The 16,700-nt window shown below is 56.2% G+C and carries 17 protein-coding genes and 2 tRNA genes; 10 read left to right on the top strand and 9 right to left on the bottom strand.

The window, feature by feature from the left end; genetic code table 11:
• Window positions 1–2: 2 nt before the first annotated feature.
• Complete coding sequence (locus INF77_RS16290; protein WP_071993779.1) at window positions 3–833, bottom strand: ABC transporter substrate-binding protein; 831 nt, start codon at window positions 831–833, stop codon at window positions 3–5.
• Window positions 834–1,074: 241 nt separating this feature from the next.
• Here INF77_RS16290 and INF77_RS16285 point away from each other — a divergent pair, with 241 nt between their 5' ends.
• The 5 genes from INF77_RS16285 (at window position 1,075) to INF77_RS16265 (ending at window position 5,369) form a co-directional block, all read left to right on the top strand.
• Entirely contained in the window at window positions 1,075–1,242 is a 168-nt protein-coding gene (locus INF77_RS16285; RefSeq protein WP_032644868.1) for a hypothetical protein, read from the top strand.
• Between the two features lie 144 nt (window positions 1,243–1,386).
• On the top strand, window positions 1,387–2,793 hold the full coding sequence (locus INF77_RS16280) for a DUF1996 domain-containing protein (RefSeq protein ID WP_193531769.1): 1,407 nt from the start codon (window positions 1,387–1,389) through the stop codon (window positions 2,791–2,793).
• Window positions 2,794–2,884: 91 nt separating this feature from the next.
• Window positions 2,885–4,195: a sensor histidine kinase gene (locus tag INF77_RS16275; RefSeq protein ID WP_227413901.1), complete on the top strand. Its 1,311-nt coding sequence runs from the start codon at window positions 2,885–2,887 to the stop codon at window positions 4,193–4,195.
• Entirely contained in the window at window positions 4,188–4,799 is a 612-nt protein-coding gene (locus INF77_RS16270) for a response regulator transcription factor (RefSeq protein WP_193531771.1), read from the top strand. The genes INF77_RS16275 and INF77_RS16270 overlap by 8 nt, the downstream gene beginning before the upstream one ends.
• Before the next feature lie 90 nt (window positions 4,800–4,889).
• Window positions 4,890–5,369, top strand: a complete 480-nt coding sequence (locus INF77_RS16265) for a heme-binding protein (RefSeq protein WP_047368400.1) — start codon at window positions 4,890–4,892, stop codon at window positions 5,367–5,369.
• Between the two features lie 36 nt (window positions 5,370–5,405).
• Here INF77_RS16265 and INF77_RS16260 read toward each other — a convergent pair whose 3' ends face one another.
• Complete coding sequence (locus INF77_RS16260) at window positions 5,406–5,546, bottom strand: hypothetical protein (protein WP_003857665.1); 141 nt, start codon at window positions 5,544–5,546, stop codon at window positions 5,406–5,408.
• A gap of 125 nt (window positions 5,547–5,671) precedes the next feature.
• On the opposite strand from INF77_RS16260, the gene INF77_RS16255 reads away from it, so the two are divergent.
• Together INF77_RS16255 and INF77_RS16250 are read left to right on the top strand one after the other, a co-directional pair.
• Window positions 5,672–6,454 carry an MBL fold metallo-hydrolase gene (locus INF77_RS16255; protein ID WP_193531772.1) on the top strand — a complete coding sequence of 261 codons (783 nt, stop codon included), beginning with the start codon at window positions 5,672–5,674 and terminating at the stop codon, window positions 6,452–6,454.
• 72 nt (window positions 6,455–6,526) lie between these two features.
• A complete protein-coding gene (locus tag INF77_RS16250; RefSeq protein ID WP_028012884.1) occupies window positions 6,527–7,162 on the top strand; it encodes a carbonic anhydrase in 636 nt (211 codons plus the stop codon).
• Between the two features lie 28 nt (window positions 7,163–7,190).
• Here the strand turns inward: INF77_RS16250 and INF77_RS16245 are convergent, their stop codons facing one another.
• From INF77_RS16245 to mdtK, 4 genes are all read right to left on the bottom strand, one after another.
• The gene (locus tag INF77_RS16245; RefSeq protein ID WP_193531773.1) at window positions 7,191–8,786 is read right to left on the bottom strand and encodes an FAD-NAD(P)-binding protein; all 1,596 of its coding nucleotides are present in this window, start codon (window positions 8,784–8,786) and stop codon (window positions 7,191–7,193) included.
• Between the two features lie 118 nt (window positions 8,787–8,904).
• Window positions 8,905–8,981, bottom strand: a tRNA-Val gene (locus INF77_RS16240).
• A 4-nt stretch (window positions 8,982–8,985) separates the two neighbouring features.
• Window positions 8,986–9,062 (bottom strand) — tRNA-Val (locus INF77_RS16235).
• Window positions 9,063–9,215: 153 nt separating this feature from the next.
• Window positions 9,216–10,589: an MdtK family multidrug efflux MATE transporter gene (gene mdtK, locus INF77_RS16230; RefSeq protein WP_049138896.1), complete on the bottom strand. Its 1,374-nt coding sequence runs from the start codon at window positions 10,587–10,589 to the stop codon at window positions 9,216–9,218.
• A gap of 225 nt (window positions 10,590–10,814) precedes the next feature.
• Here mdtK and INF77_RS16225 point away from each other — a divergent pair, with 225 nt between their 5' ends.
• On the top strand, window positions 10,815–11,456 hold the full coding sequence (locus INF77_RS16225; RefSeq protein ID WP_028012887.1) for a riboflavin synthase: 642 nt from the start codon (window positions 10,815–10,817) through the stop codon (window positions 11,454–11,456).
• Window positions 11,457–11,487: 31 nt separating this feature from the next.
• On the opposite strand, the gene cfa is transcribed toward INF77_RS16225, so the two are convergent.
• Both cfa and punC read right to left on the bottom strand, forming a co-directional pair.
• Window positions 11,488–12,636 carry a cyclopropane fatty acyl phospholipid synthase gene (gene cfa, locus INF77_RS16220; protein WP_028012888.1) on the bottom strand — a complete coding sequence of 383 codons (1,149 nt, stop codon included), beginning with the start codon at window positions 12,634–12,636 and terminating at the stop codon, window positions 11,488–11,490.
• A gap of 297 nt (window positions 12,637–12,933) precedes the next feature.
• The gene (punC, locus tag INF77_RS16215) at window positions 12,934–14,124 is read right to left on the bottom strand and encodes a purine nucleoside transporter PunC (protein ID WP_193531774.1); all 1,191 of its coding nucleotides are present in this window, start codon (window positions 14,122–14,124) and stop codon (window positions 12,934–12,936) included.
• Window positions 14,125–14,238: 114 nt separating this feature from the next.
• On the opposite strand from punC, the gene punR reads away from it, so the two are divergent.
• Complete coding sequence (punR, locus tag INF77_RS16210; RefSeq protein ID WP_193531775.1) at window positions 14,239–15,150, top strand: DNA-binding transcriptional activator PunR; 912 nt, start codon at window positions 14,239–14,241, stop codon at window positions 15,148–15,150.
• Between the two features lie 17 nt (window positions 15,151–15,167).
• Here the strand turns inward: punR and purR are convergent, their stop codons facing one another.
• A complete protein-coding gene (gene purR / locus INF77_RS16205) occupies window positions 15,168–16,193 on the bottom strand; it encodes an HTH-type transcriptional repressor PurR (protein ID WP_008500597.1) in 1,026 nt (341 codons plus the stop codon).
• Window positions 16,194–16,490: 297 nt separating this feature from the next.
• On the opposite strand from purR, the gene INF77_RS16200 reads away from it, so the two are divergent.
• Window positions 16,491–16,580: a YnhF family membrane protein gene (locus INF77_RS16200; protein WP_020688313.1), complete on the top strand. Its 90-nt coding sequence runs from the start codon at window positions 16,491–16,493 to the stop codon at window positions 16,578–16,580.
• The last annotated feature ends 120 nt before the right edge of the window (window positions 16,581–16,700 follow it).

The raw sequence follows: 16,700 nt of genomic DNA, 5'->3' as shown, positions 1-16,700 counted from the left end.
AATTACCTGGCTTCTATTTTAAAGGCGCGAGGCTGTGGAGCGGGCGTGTTTGGGCCAAACCAGACGTCATAGATTTTTGCCGCCTGACCGTTCTTCTCGAGATTAACCAGCTCATCGTTGACGGCTTTCAGCAGCGCCGTTTCACCTTTCTTCACCCCGACGCCAATTTCTTCTTTACTGAGCAGATCGGGCAGGATTTTGAAGTTCGCTTTATCCGGAGCCTGTGCCAGCAGGCCTGCAAGAATTGTGCTGTCCTGGGTAATGGCCTGCACGTTGCCGTTGCGCAGCGCCGTCAGCGCCAGAGGAATGTCGTCATAAGCCAGCACGCGGGACTGCGGGAAACGCTGGTGGAGCGCCTGTTCACCCGTGGTGCCTTTGACCGCGCCAATGCGCGCCCGGCTGTATTCATCCAGCTTATCGGGCGATTTGGCGGGAACCAGGAACTGTTGTCCGGTCACGAAATAGGGGGTGGAGAAATCAATCACCTGCGCGCGTTCCGGGGTGATGGTGATATCCGCCACGATCAGATCTGCTTTACCGGATTGAAGCAGCGGAATTCGGTTGGCCGGATTGGTGGCAACCAGTTCAAGCTTCACGCCGAGTGATTTTGCCAGTGCTTTGGCAAAGTCCACGTCGTAACCCACGATCTCGTGCGTTTTTGCATCAATTGAGCCAAACGGTGGGTTGGCGTCAAACGTGGCGACTTTCACCACCCCCGCGGCCTTAATATCTTCCAGCCGATCGGCCAGCGCCTGCGCTGAAAACAGGCTCCCGGCGGCCAGTAATCCTAGAACTGCCGTCCCTTTTTTAAACCTTTTCATCTTTGCTGCCATAGTCATCGTTCGTCCCGTTGTTTTTGTTTTGCACCGTTACGCTCCCATAAGCAAAAGCTATCGCCAAATAAGAAAATGTTCTTTGCTCTATACAAAAAAGCATTAGTGAACAGTGTGTTACCGGCAGGTAAATGTAAGGAGCTATTTGCACTTCCTGCACATTGACTGCCGGAATTGATATTTCCGCGGCCAGGAAACGCGTGCTTAACTCAGGGCTGGTGAAGCGAGAGGGGTAAAGGCAATGAAAAAATGGATCGGCACGCTACGGCGGTTTTTTGCGACCCGGCCAGCGAATGCGGAGAACAGCGCGCAGCGTGTTCTGGAGTCAATACTGCCTGTTGCCAGCCTGTATGGCGTGGACGTCGCTAACATCGACCCGGAGTGGTTCCATGATAAAACGTCACGCTGAACTTCGCCGCACGCGCGAAACGTACTGGAATGAGCTGTGCGTGATGCCTGTAAAGCAGGGATGAACGGAAAAATACGCGGGCAAATCCTCGGTAAACCCTGGCCGTTTTGATACCAATATCTCCTTTCTCAGAAGGAGATGATAATGAAACGGACAGTATTAACCCCGGCACTTTCTGCCACCGCACTACTGATTGCCATGCAGGCGGCGCACGCTGCGCCACAGGCGCACGTCGTCTGCGGTTACTCCCACACGCTCGGCGACGATGCCATTATGATGCACGGCATGCCCAATGAGGCCATGCTGCACGATTTTTTTGGCAACGTGCAAACGGATGCCTTCTCCAGCCGTGAATCGCTGCGTAAAGATGAAAAGACCACCTGCGATAACAAAGCAGACAGCTCGGCCTACTGGGCACCCTCTCTGAAATTGCCTGACGGAACGGTGGTCAAACCCGCCTATCAAAAAACCTATTATCAGGCATCGAACGTCGACGCCTGGCCGCTGCACCCGTTCCCGGCGGGGCTGTCGCTGCTGGCGGGCGATCATCACGGCACCGCGCCGAATCCACATATCACCTTCCTGTGCGCTAACGGCAAGGGCTACACCACCAAAACGGGTGAGGTCTGCGGCTTACGCAAGGCGAACGATGCCGTGCAGTTTAATATTGGCATTCAGTTTCCGAACTGCTGGGACGGGGTAAATCTTCAGCCCGCTCACGGTCTGGCCAACGCCACCTACGACACCAAAGGGCAGTGCCCGTCCGACTTCCCGGTGAAAATTCCCACCGTGAACATGAACATTGCGTACGTGCTCCCGACGATTAGCTCGCTCGATACCAGCAAAGCGCAGCTTTCTCTCGACCCCATCATGCACGGCAACGAGCGTGAAGAGCGGTGGGGGAGCCTGTATACGGCGCATGCTGATTTTATGAACGGCTGGACGGAAGACGCCGCGCGCTTTATGACCGACCTGTGCATGAACCGCGGTCTGGACTGCGGCACCACCGTTCCGTATGGTTATTCAAAAGCGAAGGCCAACGTCTGGCTCAGCAGCCTGGAGCCCGCGCTTACCCAGCCAGAGCCCCAGGTCCTGCTGGTGCAGGATAACTGGCAGAACGGCGGGCGCACCAAAAACAGCGAAACGCTGTCGCTGGTGAAGTTTCACATTCCCCCGCTGCCTGCCGGACAGGATCCTTCGCAGTTTAAATACCGCGTGCGGATTTATGGCGGGAAAGTGGAAACAAACGGCGCGGATCAAATTTTCTTCTATCCGGCAAGCAACGACTGGGATCCGGCCAGCTTGAGCTGGCAGTCGCGGCCAGCCTGTAACTACCGCTCGGATGCGGTGCTTTACCTTAACCACTCCCGCGAATACCGGATGGTGGACGTGGATAAGGCGGTGCGCAAGGCGCTGGCAGAAGGGAAAACCGAGATTTCGTGGTACATCGGCGGCGATCGTCAGGGAAATCACTACCAGTTTGAGACGGCGTCTTCCCCGCAAAGCCTGATCCTGATGCTGACCGGCTTTAGCAAAACGCCGGAGATCTGATTACGCCCGCGTTTTTTTGTTCTCATCAACGTTAACTGGTAATGTCGACAGCCTGAATGACGGGCCAGTTAACGCGATGAGCATAAAAAAGATGATAAAGCGCAGCATCGCTGCGTGGGTGGTGGTCTGCCTGATAAGCGGCGTGCTGCTGTATGCGGAACAGATACGCCGCCAGTTCTGGGAGCGCGATCGCGAGTTTACAGCGCTGTATTCGGGGATCGGCGCCGTGCTGACGCAAAACGAGTCGGTACTTCCGCTTCTCACCGGCGATGAAGACCTCACCGCGTTACGCAAAAAATTCCCCCACATTAAGGCTCTGGAAAAAACCACCGGTCGCGCGCTGGACGCCGCCCGCGCGGAGCCTTTTCGCGGCGTTCAGTACTGGCTATACAACCCGTGGCGGCAGATCCGCATCCTGATCGACTTAAGCGCGCTGCTTGCGCCGAGCCATAGCTTTGCAGAGCTGCATCTGAACCTTTCGAATGACGATCTGCCGCGGTCAACGGGCGCTTTCTGGCACTGGCAGCGCACCTTCCCGCAGCATACTCAGCCCTTTATTCTCACTGCCGCGGCAGATCCGGACTGGTTCAGGGTCTCCTGGCTGGCGTATCCGCTGCTGTTTCTGACGTGGGGGATAGTGATTGCGGGCGCGGGAACCGTGCTCTGGCAGCGCAAACAGCGCCAGCAGGCCGAGCAGCGTGCGCTCTATTATCAGCACGCCAGGCTTAACACGCTGGGAGAGATCACCGCGGGCATCGTCCATGAAATCAACCAGCCGCTGACCGCCGTGCAAACCTGGATCCAGGGGGCGCAGCGACAGCAGCAGGATAATCCGCAGGCCGTGTCGCAGGCGCTCGCTGCCGCGCTGCTGCAAACGCAGCGTATCAGCGCCTTGCTGACCCGGTTTCGCGAGCATGTGGTACAGGAAAAGGTGACCCTGCGCGAAACCGATCTGGTGCAGTGCTGGCAGCAGGTGGAGAATTTACTGGAGCACGAGCGTAAATCCGGGCGTATCGCGGTTATTCATGCGTTTGCTGTGGATGCTACGACCGTAATGGCGGACCGACTCTGGCTGGAGCAGATCCTGCATAATCTGCTCAGCAATGCGATTCAGGCGCAGCAGGAGAGCGCGGACGGCTGGGTGCGAATCGACAGTCAGAAAAATGAGAAGGGCATTCTGGTTACCCTGACCGACGGCGGGCCCGGGTTTAGCCCGGATGCCCTGCAGAACGCATTTATGCCATTCTTTAGCGGACGCCCCGGCGGAATTGGGCTGGGAATGACGTTAACGGAAACGCTGATGACGCGCATGAACGGCTCGATCGCCCTGGACAATGCCCCGCAGGGTGGGGCGCAGATCCGCTTGCAGCTGGCAGCAGGAAAGGAGTTAAAACATGGATAAGGTGGTCTGGCTCATTGATGACGACGAGTCCATCAGAGAATCCCTGTCGTTTTTACTGTCGGGGATGGGCTGGCAGGTTAAGACGTTTGCGAGCGTCGAGGCTTTTACTGAGGCGCAGAGCGGTGAATCGGCGCTTGTCGGCTGTCTGCTGCTGGATATGCGCATGCCGGGCAAAGGCGGGCTGGCGTGGCTGGAAGAGGGCGAATGGCCGTGGCCGCTGCTGCCGGTCGTTGTCATGACCGGACACGGAACGATCGACGCCTGCCGTCGCGCGTTTCGCAACGGCGTATTTGAGTTTTTCACCAAGCCGTTAGACGCCGATAAGCTCATCGAAACGGTTGGGCTGGCCTTTGAGGAGAGTCAGCGACGGTCTGCCGCCTGGCAGGATATTTCGCAGATCAAAGCACGCTTTGAACAGCTAACCGCGCGGGAGCACGAGGTACTGACCGTACTGATGGAAGGGTGCAGTAATAAAGAGGTGGCAGCACGCCTGAATCTTTCCCCGAGAACCGTGGAAGCGCACCGTGCGGCGGCGTTTGCCAAGCTCGGCGTCACCAGTCTGGTACAGGCGAGCCGGGCGTACGACAAATTGCAATCCGTATAACTACCAGGTGGAGTGCGTAATCAACCGAATTACGTTTCATCGCGCCGTTAAGTAACCTCCGGGATGTCTAACAACACGCGAGGAAGTGCGATGAAAAAAGTCATGATGGTTGCGGCACTGGTCGCAGGTAGCGTAAGTCTGGCCGCACAGGCCGAGACGTTGACCCAAAAAAATCTCTCTCTGACGCAGGCTAACGCACTGGCAACATCCGCCATTCAGTCCTGTGCAGCGAAAAATTACCAGGTCGCGGTCACGGTGGTTGACCGTGCGGGCGTGGTAAAAGCGGTGCAGCGTATGGATAACGCCGGTCCTCACACGGTTAAAGCCAGCGAAATGAAAGCGTTTACGGCGCTCAGCGCAAAGAATGCGTCAGGCAAAGTGATGGAAGCGGCGCAGAGCAATGCGGGCGCACAGAACATGCGTGATATTCCTGGCTACCTGCTGCTGGCAGGTGGTCTGCCGGTAAAAGAAGGCGATGAGGTGATTGGGGCGATCGGCATCGGCGGCGCGCCGGGCGGTCATCTTGATGAAGCCTGCGCTCAGGCGGCCATTGACGGGCTGAAAAAGTAATATAAAAAAAGCACCGGTTTACCGGTGCTTTTTTTATCAAATCTTGCAGGCATCACCGCAGTCGTCATCGGCAACAATCGCCTGCGCTTTTTTATCCGCGTCGTCCAGACGTTCCGCGTTACGCTCTTCCGCTTCATCCAGACCGTTAAAAACTAAGTTATCGAGATCAATTTCCATGTTGCACCTGCTCTGTTCGGTTTTTGATACTGGCACAGTATAGGGTAAAAAACGTCGGCAATGTACCTCGCAGCACATAAGGATAATCCCTGCCATACTCAGTGCTTTATCACCGAGGAGCGCTCATGATTACACTCTGTAAAACCTGCGGTACCTCCTATGATGGAAAGCCGGAGAGATGTCCGATTTGCGAGGATGAACGCCAGTATGTCCCGGTCAGCGGTCAGGCGTGGATTGATTACGCGACGGTGACGGCCACGCACGTGAATAAATGGCAGCAGCTGGAGCCCGCGCTGTTCAGTATCAAAACGGTTCCCGCTTTTGCGATTAACCAGAGGGCGCTGCTTCTGCGCACCCCGCACGGCAATATTCTTTGGGACTGCATTGCCAACCTTGACCCGGCAACCCAAACGCTCATCGCCGCGCTCGGTGGCCTTCACGCCATTGCGATTTCGCATCCGCACTATTACACCACGATGCAGGAGTGGGCCGCGGCTTTCGATGCGCCAGTCTACCTGCACGCCAGCGACCGCGAATGGGTGATGCGCAACAGCCCGGCGATTCATTTCTGGGAGGGGGAGGCGCTGGAGATTTGGCCGTCCGTCACGTTGCTACGTCTCGGCGGCCATTTTGCGGGCGAAACGGTGCTGCACTGGCAGGAGGGCGAGGGCGTTTTGCTGGCGGGGGATATTTTGCAGGTCACCCCGGGGAAAGATGCGGTGTCGTTTATGTGGAGCTACCCGAATATGCTCCCGCTGCCTGCCCGTACGGTTGAGGTCGTTACCCGGCGCCTGGCGGGAAAATCGTTCGCTCGTCTTTACGGCGCGTTCGAAGGGCAAAACATCCCGGCGAACGCCGACGACATCGTGCAGCGGTCGGGCCAGAAATATATTGCTTGTCTCAGGTAAAGTACGGTGGGTAAACTTTACGAGTGTGATCGCGATCATACCTAAACGAAAACAGATAAAAGAGAAATTGCTATGCAACATATCATTGAAGGTTTTCTCAGCTTTCAAAAAGAGATTTTCCCGCAACGTAAAGAGCTCTTTCGCAGTTTAGCGTCCAGCCAGAATCCCAAAGCGCTGTTCATCTCCTGCTCCGACAGCCGTCTGGTTCCTGAACTGGTCACCCAGCAAGAGCCGGGACAGCTTTTTGTCATTCGTAATGCTGGCAACATTGTCCCGCCTTTCGGGCCGGAGCCGGGCGGCGTATCTGCAACTATCGAGTACGCGGTGGTGGCGCTGGGCGTGACGGATATCGTGATCTGCGGCCACTCCAACTGCGGCGCGATGAAGGCGATTGCCGATAACGCCAACCTGGAGCCAATGCCAGCCGTATCGCACTGGCTGCGCTATTCCGACGCGGCGAAAGCCGTGGTAGAGAAGAAAAGCTGGGACAAGCCGATCGATAAAGTGAATGCGATGGTGCAGGAGAACGTGTTTGCGCAGCTGAGCAACATCAAGACCCATCCGTCCGTCGCGGTGGGCCTGCGTAATAACTCGCTTCGTCTGCACGGTTGGGTGTATGACATTGAAAGCGGCAAAATCCTTGCCCTGGATAAGAACACCAAAACGTTCGTATCGCTGTCGGAAAACCCGGAGGTCTTCTTCGAGTAATCACCGATAGCAGGGCATGGAAGCCCTGTCAGTTCTCCACGTACGGTAACCGACGCCGTCTCCCCGAGGCAGGTTTTTCAGCCGCCTTCGCCATCGCCTCTGCAATCTCCGCACACTCCGCCAGCCCCTGAACGAAGGGACTATCGTGCATCAGCCACGGTATCGCACCGAAAGCAATGCGCCCGCGAACCGTTTCAGGCGCTTTAAGCGTGTAATCCTCGCCAACGTCGGGTATCTCGTCGCCCGTCTCTGCCAGCTGTTTACGCAGCGTCGGGAAAGGCAAGTCCTTTGTTTTGAGCGGCTTTTGTCCGCGCGCGTCAATAAACACGTCGAAACGATAAACGCTCTCTTTGGTGGTAATTACCGTCCGATCGCTGCCAGCATCGAGCGTGTAATCATCGCCGAGCGCCGCCACGCTAATGATGCCGGCCTCGCGAAGCGCAAGCAGCCTGCGGATAGACTGCGGCGGGATGGCGGCATAGTTGTCGATAAACACGCGGGCGAGGCCCTGCTTAAAGCGCTCTCTGTCCTCTTCGTTGAGGTGGGGCACAATCTCCTGAACCACCTCATGCAGTCGAAGGACGGTATAGCGCCAGGCCACGGTGCGCCGTTCGCGTTTGTTGCGTTCAACCTCGCTGAGGTTCTCCTCCGCCCAGGTAAAGGGCCCGTGCCGTTTACGGTCCTCAAACCATGCCTCACGAAGACTGTCGGCATCCTGGTTACGCAGAGAAATTTTCTCGCACCACGCCGGGTCAGCGAGCTCGAGCTCTTTCACCATCAGGGAAAATATGCGGTCAAGCAGGCCGTCCGATCCTTTGGCTATCTCGTGTTCAACCACGAATTCGGTCAATACCGACAGCGGTTCGTAAGGGATTGGACAGTAAAAATCGGCTTCCGGCAGAATGCCCGTGCGGGACATCAGCGTAATGTTTAACCCTTCGCTGCCCTTGTCGAGGAGGAATTTACCGTCACGAAACTCACCGTGCTGCATTACCACCGCCATAGCCGCGTCCAGACCGCTCAACGACGTTCCCATAATGCCCACGCGGCTAGGGGGAATGCTGGCGTCCATCAACCCCGACCACGGGCTGGGGAAGAATGTGCGCGTGGCTTCCTCCTCATCTGGCCAGACGTGGCCGGTGGCGATAACCGCCAGGTCGAACCGATCGGGCAAAGTGGTGTCGTTGACGGAAAGCGTTACGCCGGTTGTCGAGGGGATGATGTCCGTTACCTTTGCGGATTCGTGGACCGCGACCTGGAACCCCAGCTTTTTTGCCTCTTTCACGATTGAACGCAAGCTGTCGCGAAAATACTCTCCCAACAGGAGTCTGGGCAGGAACTGCCGGTCATGCAGGCTGGCTTTATCAACCTTAAAGCGCGCCAGATGGGCGTCGCTCTGTTCCTTGAGCCAGTCGAGGTAGGTCATAAAAATGGGCGGGATTTCTATGCTCGCAATGTTCGCCAGCATCAGCCGGGAATTATCGTCGTCGTTATAGGGCATGCCCACGCCGGCTTCATCGGCCTGTTCGAAGACGGATACGGTGAGCGGGGTGCTGTTATTAAGCAGATGATAAAAGGTGTAAATCCCTGTGGGGCCGGAGCCGATAATCGCGATATTCTTCATTGACGCGCTTCCTGTATTTATTCCATAAGAAAAGCGTAGCAGGAGAATAATGATGAAAATAAGCGATTAAGAAAATTCAGGGTAAAAGGAGAGAGTTTGCACCATTTCAGGACTGAAATGGTGCGTCCGAGTGGACTCGAACCACCGACCCCCACCATGTCAAGGTGGTGCTCTAACCAACTGAGCTACGGACGCAGAATGGTGCGTTCAATTGGACTCGAACCAACGACCCCCACCATGTCAAGGTGGTGCTCTAACCAACTGAGCTATGAACGCAACGTGTTGTCGGTGACAACGGGGACGAATATTAGCGGCACAGCATCAAGGAGGCAAGAGGGAAAACGCATTTTTCTCTCTGATTTCACGCGATTGCTTCATTACCGCGCAAAGTGAAGAGAAAGTAGCCGCCAGCTGGCGGCTACTGCGTAGTTAACGCGCAGCGCGCTGCAAAATTACCGTTGACGGCTGGCGCTGCAGGAAGCGCATGCGCATCATCATCATGATCGCCGCCGACGTCAGTCCGATGATAAAGCCCATCCAGAATCCGGCTGGCCCCATGCGATCAACGACCAGATCGGTCAGCGCCAACACGTAGCCAGTAGGCAGACCCAGCACCCAATAGGCGATAAAGGTAATAAAGAAGATCGAACGCGTGTCTTTATATCCGCGCAATACGCCGCTGCCAATCACCTGGATGGAGTCAGAAATCTGATACACCGCAGCCAACAGCATCAGGTGCGAAGCCAGCGCCACCACGTCCGGGTTGTCGTTATAGAGCAGGGCGATCTGCTCGCGCAGCGCCACCGTAAACAGCGCCGTACAGATGGCCATGCAAACACCGACGCCCAGCCCGGTGCGCGCGGCTGTTTGCGCATCCAGGGTGGAGCCCTGTCCCAGGCGGAAGCCAACGCGAATCGTCACCGCCGCCGCCAGCGACATCGGCAGGACGAACATCAGGGAGCTGAAGTTGAGCGCGATCTGGTGTCCGGCCACGTTAACAATCCCCAGCGGGGAGACCAGCAGGGCAACCACGGCAAAGAGCGTCACCTCAAAGAACAGGGCCAGCGCAATCGGCAAGCCTAGCTGCACCAGGCGCGTCATGATGCTCCAGTCCGGCGTGCTGAATCTGTTCTCGTTACGAATATCGCGCATTGAACGGGCTCGTTTCACATAAGCGATCATACTGAAGAACATTACCCAGTAAACCGCAGCCGTCGCGACGCCGCAGCCGACGCCGCCCAACTCCGGCATGCCGAAATGGCCGTAAATAAAGATGTAGTTCACCGGAATATTTACCAGCAGGCCGATAAAGCCCATCACCATGCCGGGCTTGGTTTTCGCCAGCCCTTCACACTGGTTACGGGCGACCTGGAAAAAGAGGTAGCCGGGCGCACCCCAGAGCAGGGCGCGCAGATAGCCCACCGCTTTGTCTGCCAGCGCCGGGTCAATGTTATGCATGGCGCGGATGATATGACCCGCGTTCCAGAGCACGACCATAATCAGCACAGAGACAAATCCTGCCAGCCAGAAACCCTGGCGGACCTGATGGGCAATACGCTCGCGACGACCCGAGCCATTAAGCTGAGCGATAACCGGGGTGAGGGCGAGCAGCAGACCGTGGCCGAACAGGATGGCCGGCAGCCAGATTGACGTGCCGATGGCAACGGCCGCCATATCGGTGGCGCTGTAGCCACCCGCCATTACCGTATCCACAAATCCCATTGCGGTCTGGGCCACCTGCGCGACGATCACTGGTATAGCCAGTGCCAATAGCTGGCGCGCTTCATTCATGTACTTCTGCACGTGAACACCTTTATTTTGTAGTTATATGAGAGACTAAAAAAGCCGCCGAAACGGGCAGCGAGAAGAAAATGCAGGGGGGTGCCAGCTATTGTAGCGGGCTTTAGCTATTTATCTAGTGAAAAAATCGCCAGAAAATGCGCTCCGCTGGCAACCTGTTTTTCCAACTGTTATTGTGGTGGGATTAAACGGTGTCACCACCGTCCGGAAAAAACAGGAGTTGTAAGCATGTTTACTGGTATTGTGCAGGGCACCGCCAAAGTGGTGTCCATTGATGAAAAACCTAATTTTCGTACTCATGTTGTAGAGCTGCCGGAATATATGCTCGACGGCATCGAAACCGGCGCCTCGGTTGCCCATAACGGCTGCTGCCTGACCGTCACCGAAATTAATGGCAACCAGATTAGCTTTGATTTAATGAAAGAGACGCTGCGTATTACTAACCTGGGCGAGCTGGTGGTGGGGGACACCGTCAACGTTGAGCGCGCGGCGAAGTTCAGCGACGAGATTGGCGGCCATCTGATGTCCGGGCACATCATGACCACCGCCGAAGTGGCGAAAATCGTCACTTCAGAAAATAACCGTCAAATCTGGTTTAAAGTGCAGGACCCGTCATTAATGAAATACATCCTCTATAAAGGGTTTATTGGCATTGATGGGATTAGTCTGACGGTGGGAGAAGTTACTCCGACGCGTTTTTGCGTGCATTTAATTCCCGAGACGCTGCAGCGCACCACGCTGGGTTCGAAAAAACTGGGGCATCGCGTGAATATCGAAATCGATCCGCAAACCCAGGCGGTTGTAGATACCGTTGAGCGCGTGCTGGCCGCAAAAGAAGCCGCAATAATTAAAGCTGTAGAAGAAGAATAAAAAATAACCCCGGCTGGCCGGGGTTATTTTTCTAGCGTGCGACCCGCAAGCCGTGTTCAATCCCACGGCTAAAAACAACCTGCCAGAGCTGAATATCTCGCGCGCGAAACGCCCCCGCGCAGGCATTCAGATAATAGCTAAACATCCGCTTGAATCGTTCAGAATAGTTGTCCGCAATTTCAGGCCAGGCTTCCTGAAAACGTGCATGCCACGCCATTAACGTGGTGTCGTAATCCGCGCCGAAGTTATGCCAGTCTTCCATCACGAAATGGGATTCGCTGGCGTTGGCAATCTGGCGTACGGACGGTAAACAGCCATTCGGAAAGATGTATTTGTTGATCCACGGGTCAACGTTATTGTCGGTCCGCTTAGAGCCGATGGTGTGCAGCAGGAAAATACCATCCGGTTTCAGATTACGGTCCACCACCTCGAAATAGGTGTCGTAATTTTTCGGCCCGACGTGCTCGAACATGCCCACGGAAACGACCCGGTCAAACTGTTCGTTCAGATCCCGGTAATCCTGCAGGCGGATATCCACATCAAGCCCCAGGCACCGCTCCTGCGCCATTTTTTGCTGTTCAGCGGAAATGGTGACGCCGACCACGCTGACGCCGTAGTGCTTCGCCATAAAATACGCCAGCCCGCCCCAGCCGCAGCCGATATCCAGCACGCGCATACCGGGCTGCAACTGCAATTTCTCGCTAATCAGGCGCAGCTTGGCCTGCTGAGCCTCTTCAAGCGTCGACGCCTCTTTCCAGTAGGCGCAGGAGTATTGCATGAAGGGGTCCAGCATGCGGCTGAACAGATCGTTGCCGAGATCGTAATGCTCTTTGCCGACGATCCAGGCACGCTTTTTACTTTGCAGGTTAAAGAGACGGGCAGAGGCGACACGCAGGGTGTCTTTAAGATTACGGGGGAGCTGTTTTTCCAGACCAGCACGCAGCACGCTGGCGAAAAAAGTATCCAGCCGTTCGCATTCCCACCAGCCGTCCATATAGCTTTCCCCCAGGCCTAGCGACCCCTCGCGCAACACGCGTTTAAAAAAATCGGGATGTTTAACCTGAGGATCCGATGGGGATGATCCGTTGATAGTGATGCCTGCCCGACCTAACAGTTCACTGACGATCCGGGACCAGTTATCGTCCGGAACGCTGACTTCTTCTATACACGATGAACTCATAGCTTCTCCATCACCCTACTGTGATCAGAACCTTAAAACAGCGTAGACGCTTTTTTGGTTTGTGAGAAATCTCACGGTAAATACCGCGAGGCTAGTATCCGACGTAGAACAGAGGAAGGGAGATAACCCTTGCCGAAATGCCTTCCATGGTAAAACGGGAGCACTCCGGCTCCCGTTAACACATAATATTTATCGTATTTAATCGAACCAAATTTAGTATAGGCCTCAAAATTTGGTGATTCAATAGAAAATTCTTAGCAACCTAATCACTGAAAATTAACATAGTTTCTGGCGCGATTAGGCATGCGAGGTTTCTACCTGCGTGCTCTCATCCTGAGCGGAAGCCTGCATGCGATAGCCTATGACGGCCAGCGCAACGGTAGCCAGCATCACGCTGGTTGTCGTCAGCAGCGGCGTGGCGATCAGCGCGGAGACCACCAGGCTTGCCAGGAAGCACAGCCCCAGCTGCAGGGTGTTCTGCAGCGCAGCCGCGCGGCCTGTCGCCTGCGGGAACGGACGCAGCGCCTGCGCCACAACGATAGGGTAGATCGCCCCGTTCGCGATGGCCATCACGCAGAATGGAATCAATATTTCGGCCAGACCCGCGCCCGGAATAAAGCCAACGGCCCAGGTGCCGATGACGCTCAGCGCATAGAGCACCAGCAGCCACGGCAGCATCTGCTGGCCTTCCCATTTTTGCAGCGCCGCGCGACAGCCGTACCCGCCCACCAGGAACGCGATGGTCTGCGGAACGTAGCTCAGGCCAATGGCCGCCGGGCTATAGCCCATATCGTGCAGAATAAAAGGCGAACCGGTCAGCCACGCGAAGAAGCTCGCCGAGCAGGCGGCATAGATCAGAACGTTGCCGCGATACGCTTTCGCGCTCAGCAGGGAGGTGAAGGTAATCGGCTTCGCGTCTGCGTGCGCCTCTTTTTTATGCGCGGGCTTGAGGGCGACCGCCGGCAGCATCAGCACCAGCGTGATGGCAAACAGTGTGGCAAAGATGGCCTGCCAGTCAAAGTGCGCGAGGATCCAGCTTCCCAGCAGCGGGGCGAGGGCCGGTGAGAGCCCTACCAGCGGCATGATGGTGGCGAAAATACGGTTAGTGCGGTTCGCCGGATAGTAATCGGTGACCAGCGCCTGCCAGGTCACGGCCGCGGCACAGACGCCGACCGCCTGAACAAACCGCAGCACCAGCAGCCAGGTGGCATCGCGCACCCATAGCATCCCCAGGCAGCCCACGGCAAAAATGGCCAGCCCCAGCAACAGCACCGGTTTACGCCCAAAGCGATCCGAAAGCGGTCCCCAGAGCAGCTGCGCGAAGGCAAAACCGGCCAGGAACAGGCTCAGGCTGGCGCTGATGGCGGCAGCAGGGGTTTGCAAATCTTCCTGCATGGCGGCAAACGCCGGCAGGTACATATCGGTGGCCAAAAAGCCCAGCACGCTTAAGCCGCCGAGCCAGACTAAAAAACCTTTCCTGGGTTGCACTGTTTTATTCTCCTGAGGAGGCAGGTATACGTTGGCGCTGAGTGTAGGGAGTGCAAAGCCGCTTGTGAAACGCTAATATTTGGCGGGTGCATTCAAATTTTTTGCAGGCAGAAAATGTGGTCAGATTATTCTCTTGAGGTGGTCGATGCTGTCGCGCGTAACGGCAGCTTTAGCGGAGCGGCGCAGGAGTTGCACCGCGTCCCTTCAGCCATCAGCTATACGGTGCGACAGCTTGAGGAGTGGCTGGCGGTACCGCTGTTTGAACGGCGGCATCGTGATGTTGAATTAACGCCCGCAGGGGCGTGGTTTTTAAAGGAAGGGCGTTCTGTTATCAAAAAAATGCAGATCACCCGCGAGCAGTGCCAGCAGATCGCGAACGGCTGGCGGGGGCACCTTTCCATTGCGGTGGATAACATCGTTAAGCCCGAGCGCACCCGGCAGATGATTGTCGATTTTTATCGACATTTCTCTGACGTAGAACTGCGGGTCTCGCAGGAGGTGTTCAACGGCGTCTGGGATGCGCTGGCGGACGGCAGGGTAGAGATGGCGATTGGCGCGACCCAGGCTATCCCGGTCGGGGGACGTTACGCCTTTCGCGATATGGGGATGCTGAGCTGGAAATGCGTGGTGGCAAGCGATCATCCGCTGGCGGCGACGGAAGGGCCGCTGAGCGACGATACGCTGCGCAGCTGTCCGTCGCTGGTGCTGGAAGATACCTCCCGCTCGCTGCCGAAGCGAATTACCTGGCTGCTGGACAACCAGCGGCGGGTTGTCGCCCCTGACTGGGGATCGTCGGCGACGTGCCTCAGCGCCGGGCTCTGCGTAGGCATGGTTCCCGCCCATTTTGCACGTCCGCGAATCGACACCGGTGAGTGGGTTGAGCTGACGCTGGAGAATCCGTTCCCGGATGCGGCCTGCTGCCTCACCTGGCAACAAAATGATGTCTCGCCGGCGATGGCCTGGCTGCTGGACTATCTGGGGGACAGCGAAACGCTTAACCGGGAGTGGCTGCGGGAGCCAGACTGACTGGCTCCGCAATGAGATTAACGACGGTAGTCGCGGAACGGGCCATCCGCAACGGAACGGCGTTCGATGAGGCGAGGATGAACTTCAATGGACTGCGACTCTTCACGCTTGTTGACGATCCTGTCCAGCAGCATATTGAAGGCGGTTTCACCCAGCGAATCTTTCGGCTGGTGAATGGTGGTCAACGCTGGCGTGAAGAAGCGCGCGTTGCGCACGTTGTCATACCCGATCACGGAGATGTCCTGCGGTACGCGCAGACCCAGCTCGTCGGCCGCACAGAGGGCGCCCATCGCCATGATATCGCCCCCGCAGAAAACGGCGGTTGGACGGTGCGGCTGGGAGACGATCTGCTGCATCGCGCGGTAGCCTGATTCCGGCTCAAAGTCGCCCTGCACGATCCAGTTTTCCGGCACGGTGATTAGCGCTTCTTCCATCGCTTTCATAAAACCAGCCAGGCGGCCCGCGCCGGTGTTGCGTTCCAGCGGGCCCGGGATCACGCCAATCTCGCGGTGGCCGCGTTCGATCAGATAACGGCCCGCCATGTAACCGCCTTCGAAGGCGTTATCGATAACGGAGTCGGTGAAGTCGGCGCGCGCTTCGCCCCAGTCCATCACCACCATAGGGATATGGCGATACTCTTCCAGCATCGACAGCACGGATTCCGGGTACTCTGAACACATTACCAGCAGGCCGTCCACGCGCTTTTGCGCCATCATCGACAGGTAGGCGCGCTGTTTTTCAATGCTGTTCCAGGCGTTGCCGAGAATCAGGGTATAGCCTTTCTGGAAGCAGTTTTTTTCTACCGCTTCAATGATCTCGGCAAAATAGGCCGCTTCGCTGCTGGTCGCCAGCAGACCAATAGACTTGGTGTGATTAACCTTGAGGCTGCGCGCAACCGCGCTTGGCGAGTAGTGCAGCTCTTTGATCGCTGCCCAGACGGCGTTGCGCGTCTCTTCCGCCACAAAACGGGTTTTGTTAATTACATGTGATACGGTTGTAGTGGAAACGTTTGCGCGTTTTGCTACGTCTTTAATTGTTGCCATTAAATGTCACTCCAGACCATATCCTAAACTCCTGAAAAACTTGAAGGTAAACGTTTGCCTTCTCTCACCCTTATCACGCAATTTTGAATTGCGGCACGCCGGGAAAACGACACGGGACGTCAGGAGGGGGTCAATGGCCGGTACGCTAATAAATTTAGCGTGGAATTTTGGCCTATCTTGATGAAAAGGGGAAGAGGTAAAGTGTTTATCAGCTTAAATCCAGGAAGATTTTTGACGTAAACTGTGCAAAAATGAGCAAGCTCACTTTTCGTGGGGGGATTAAAAGGAGAAAAATTGATGAGTTCCGATCTGAAGTTTTCGCTGTTCACCACCGTTATTGTGCTGGCGCTGATTGTGGCGGCTGGCCTGACGGCTGCGCTGCATTGATTTACGCGGGGGGAGAGCCTTCTCCCTCCCGAACGCTCGGATTGTTACTTCTCTGGCAAAAATCTTTTGCCATTTTGTTAACTTCTCATTTTTTGTGATTGATGTCATGCTTTCCGCTTC

The sequence above is a fragment of the Enterobacter cloacae complex sp. P1B genome (genome assembly GCF_014982345.1).
Lineage (GTDB): Bacteria > Pseudomonadota > Gammaproteobacteria > Enterobacterales > Enterobacteriaceae > Enterobacter > Enterobacter bugandensis.
Note: the sequence above shows the minus strand (reverse complement) of the source record. Positions and strands in the feature narration are given on the sequence as shown.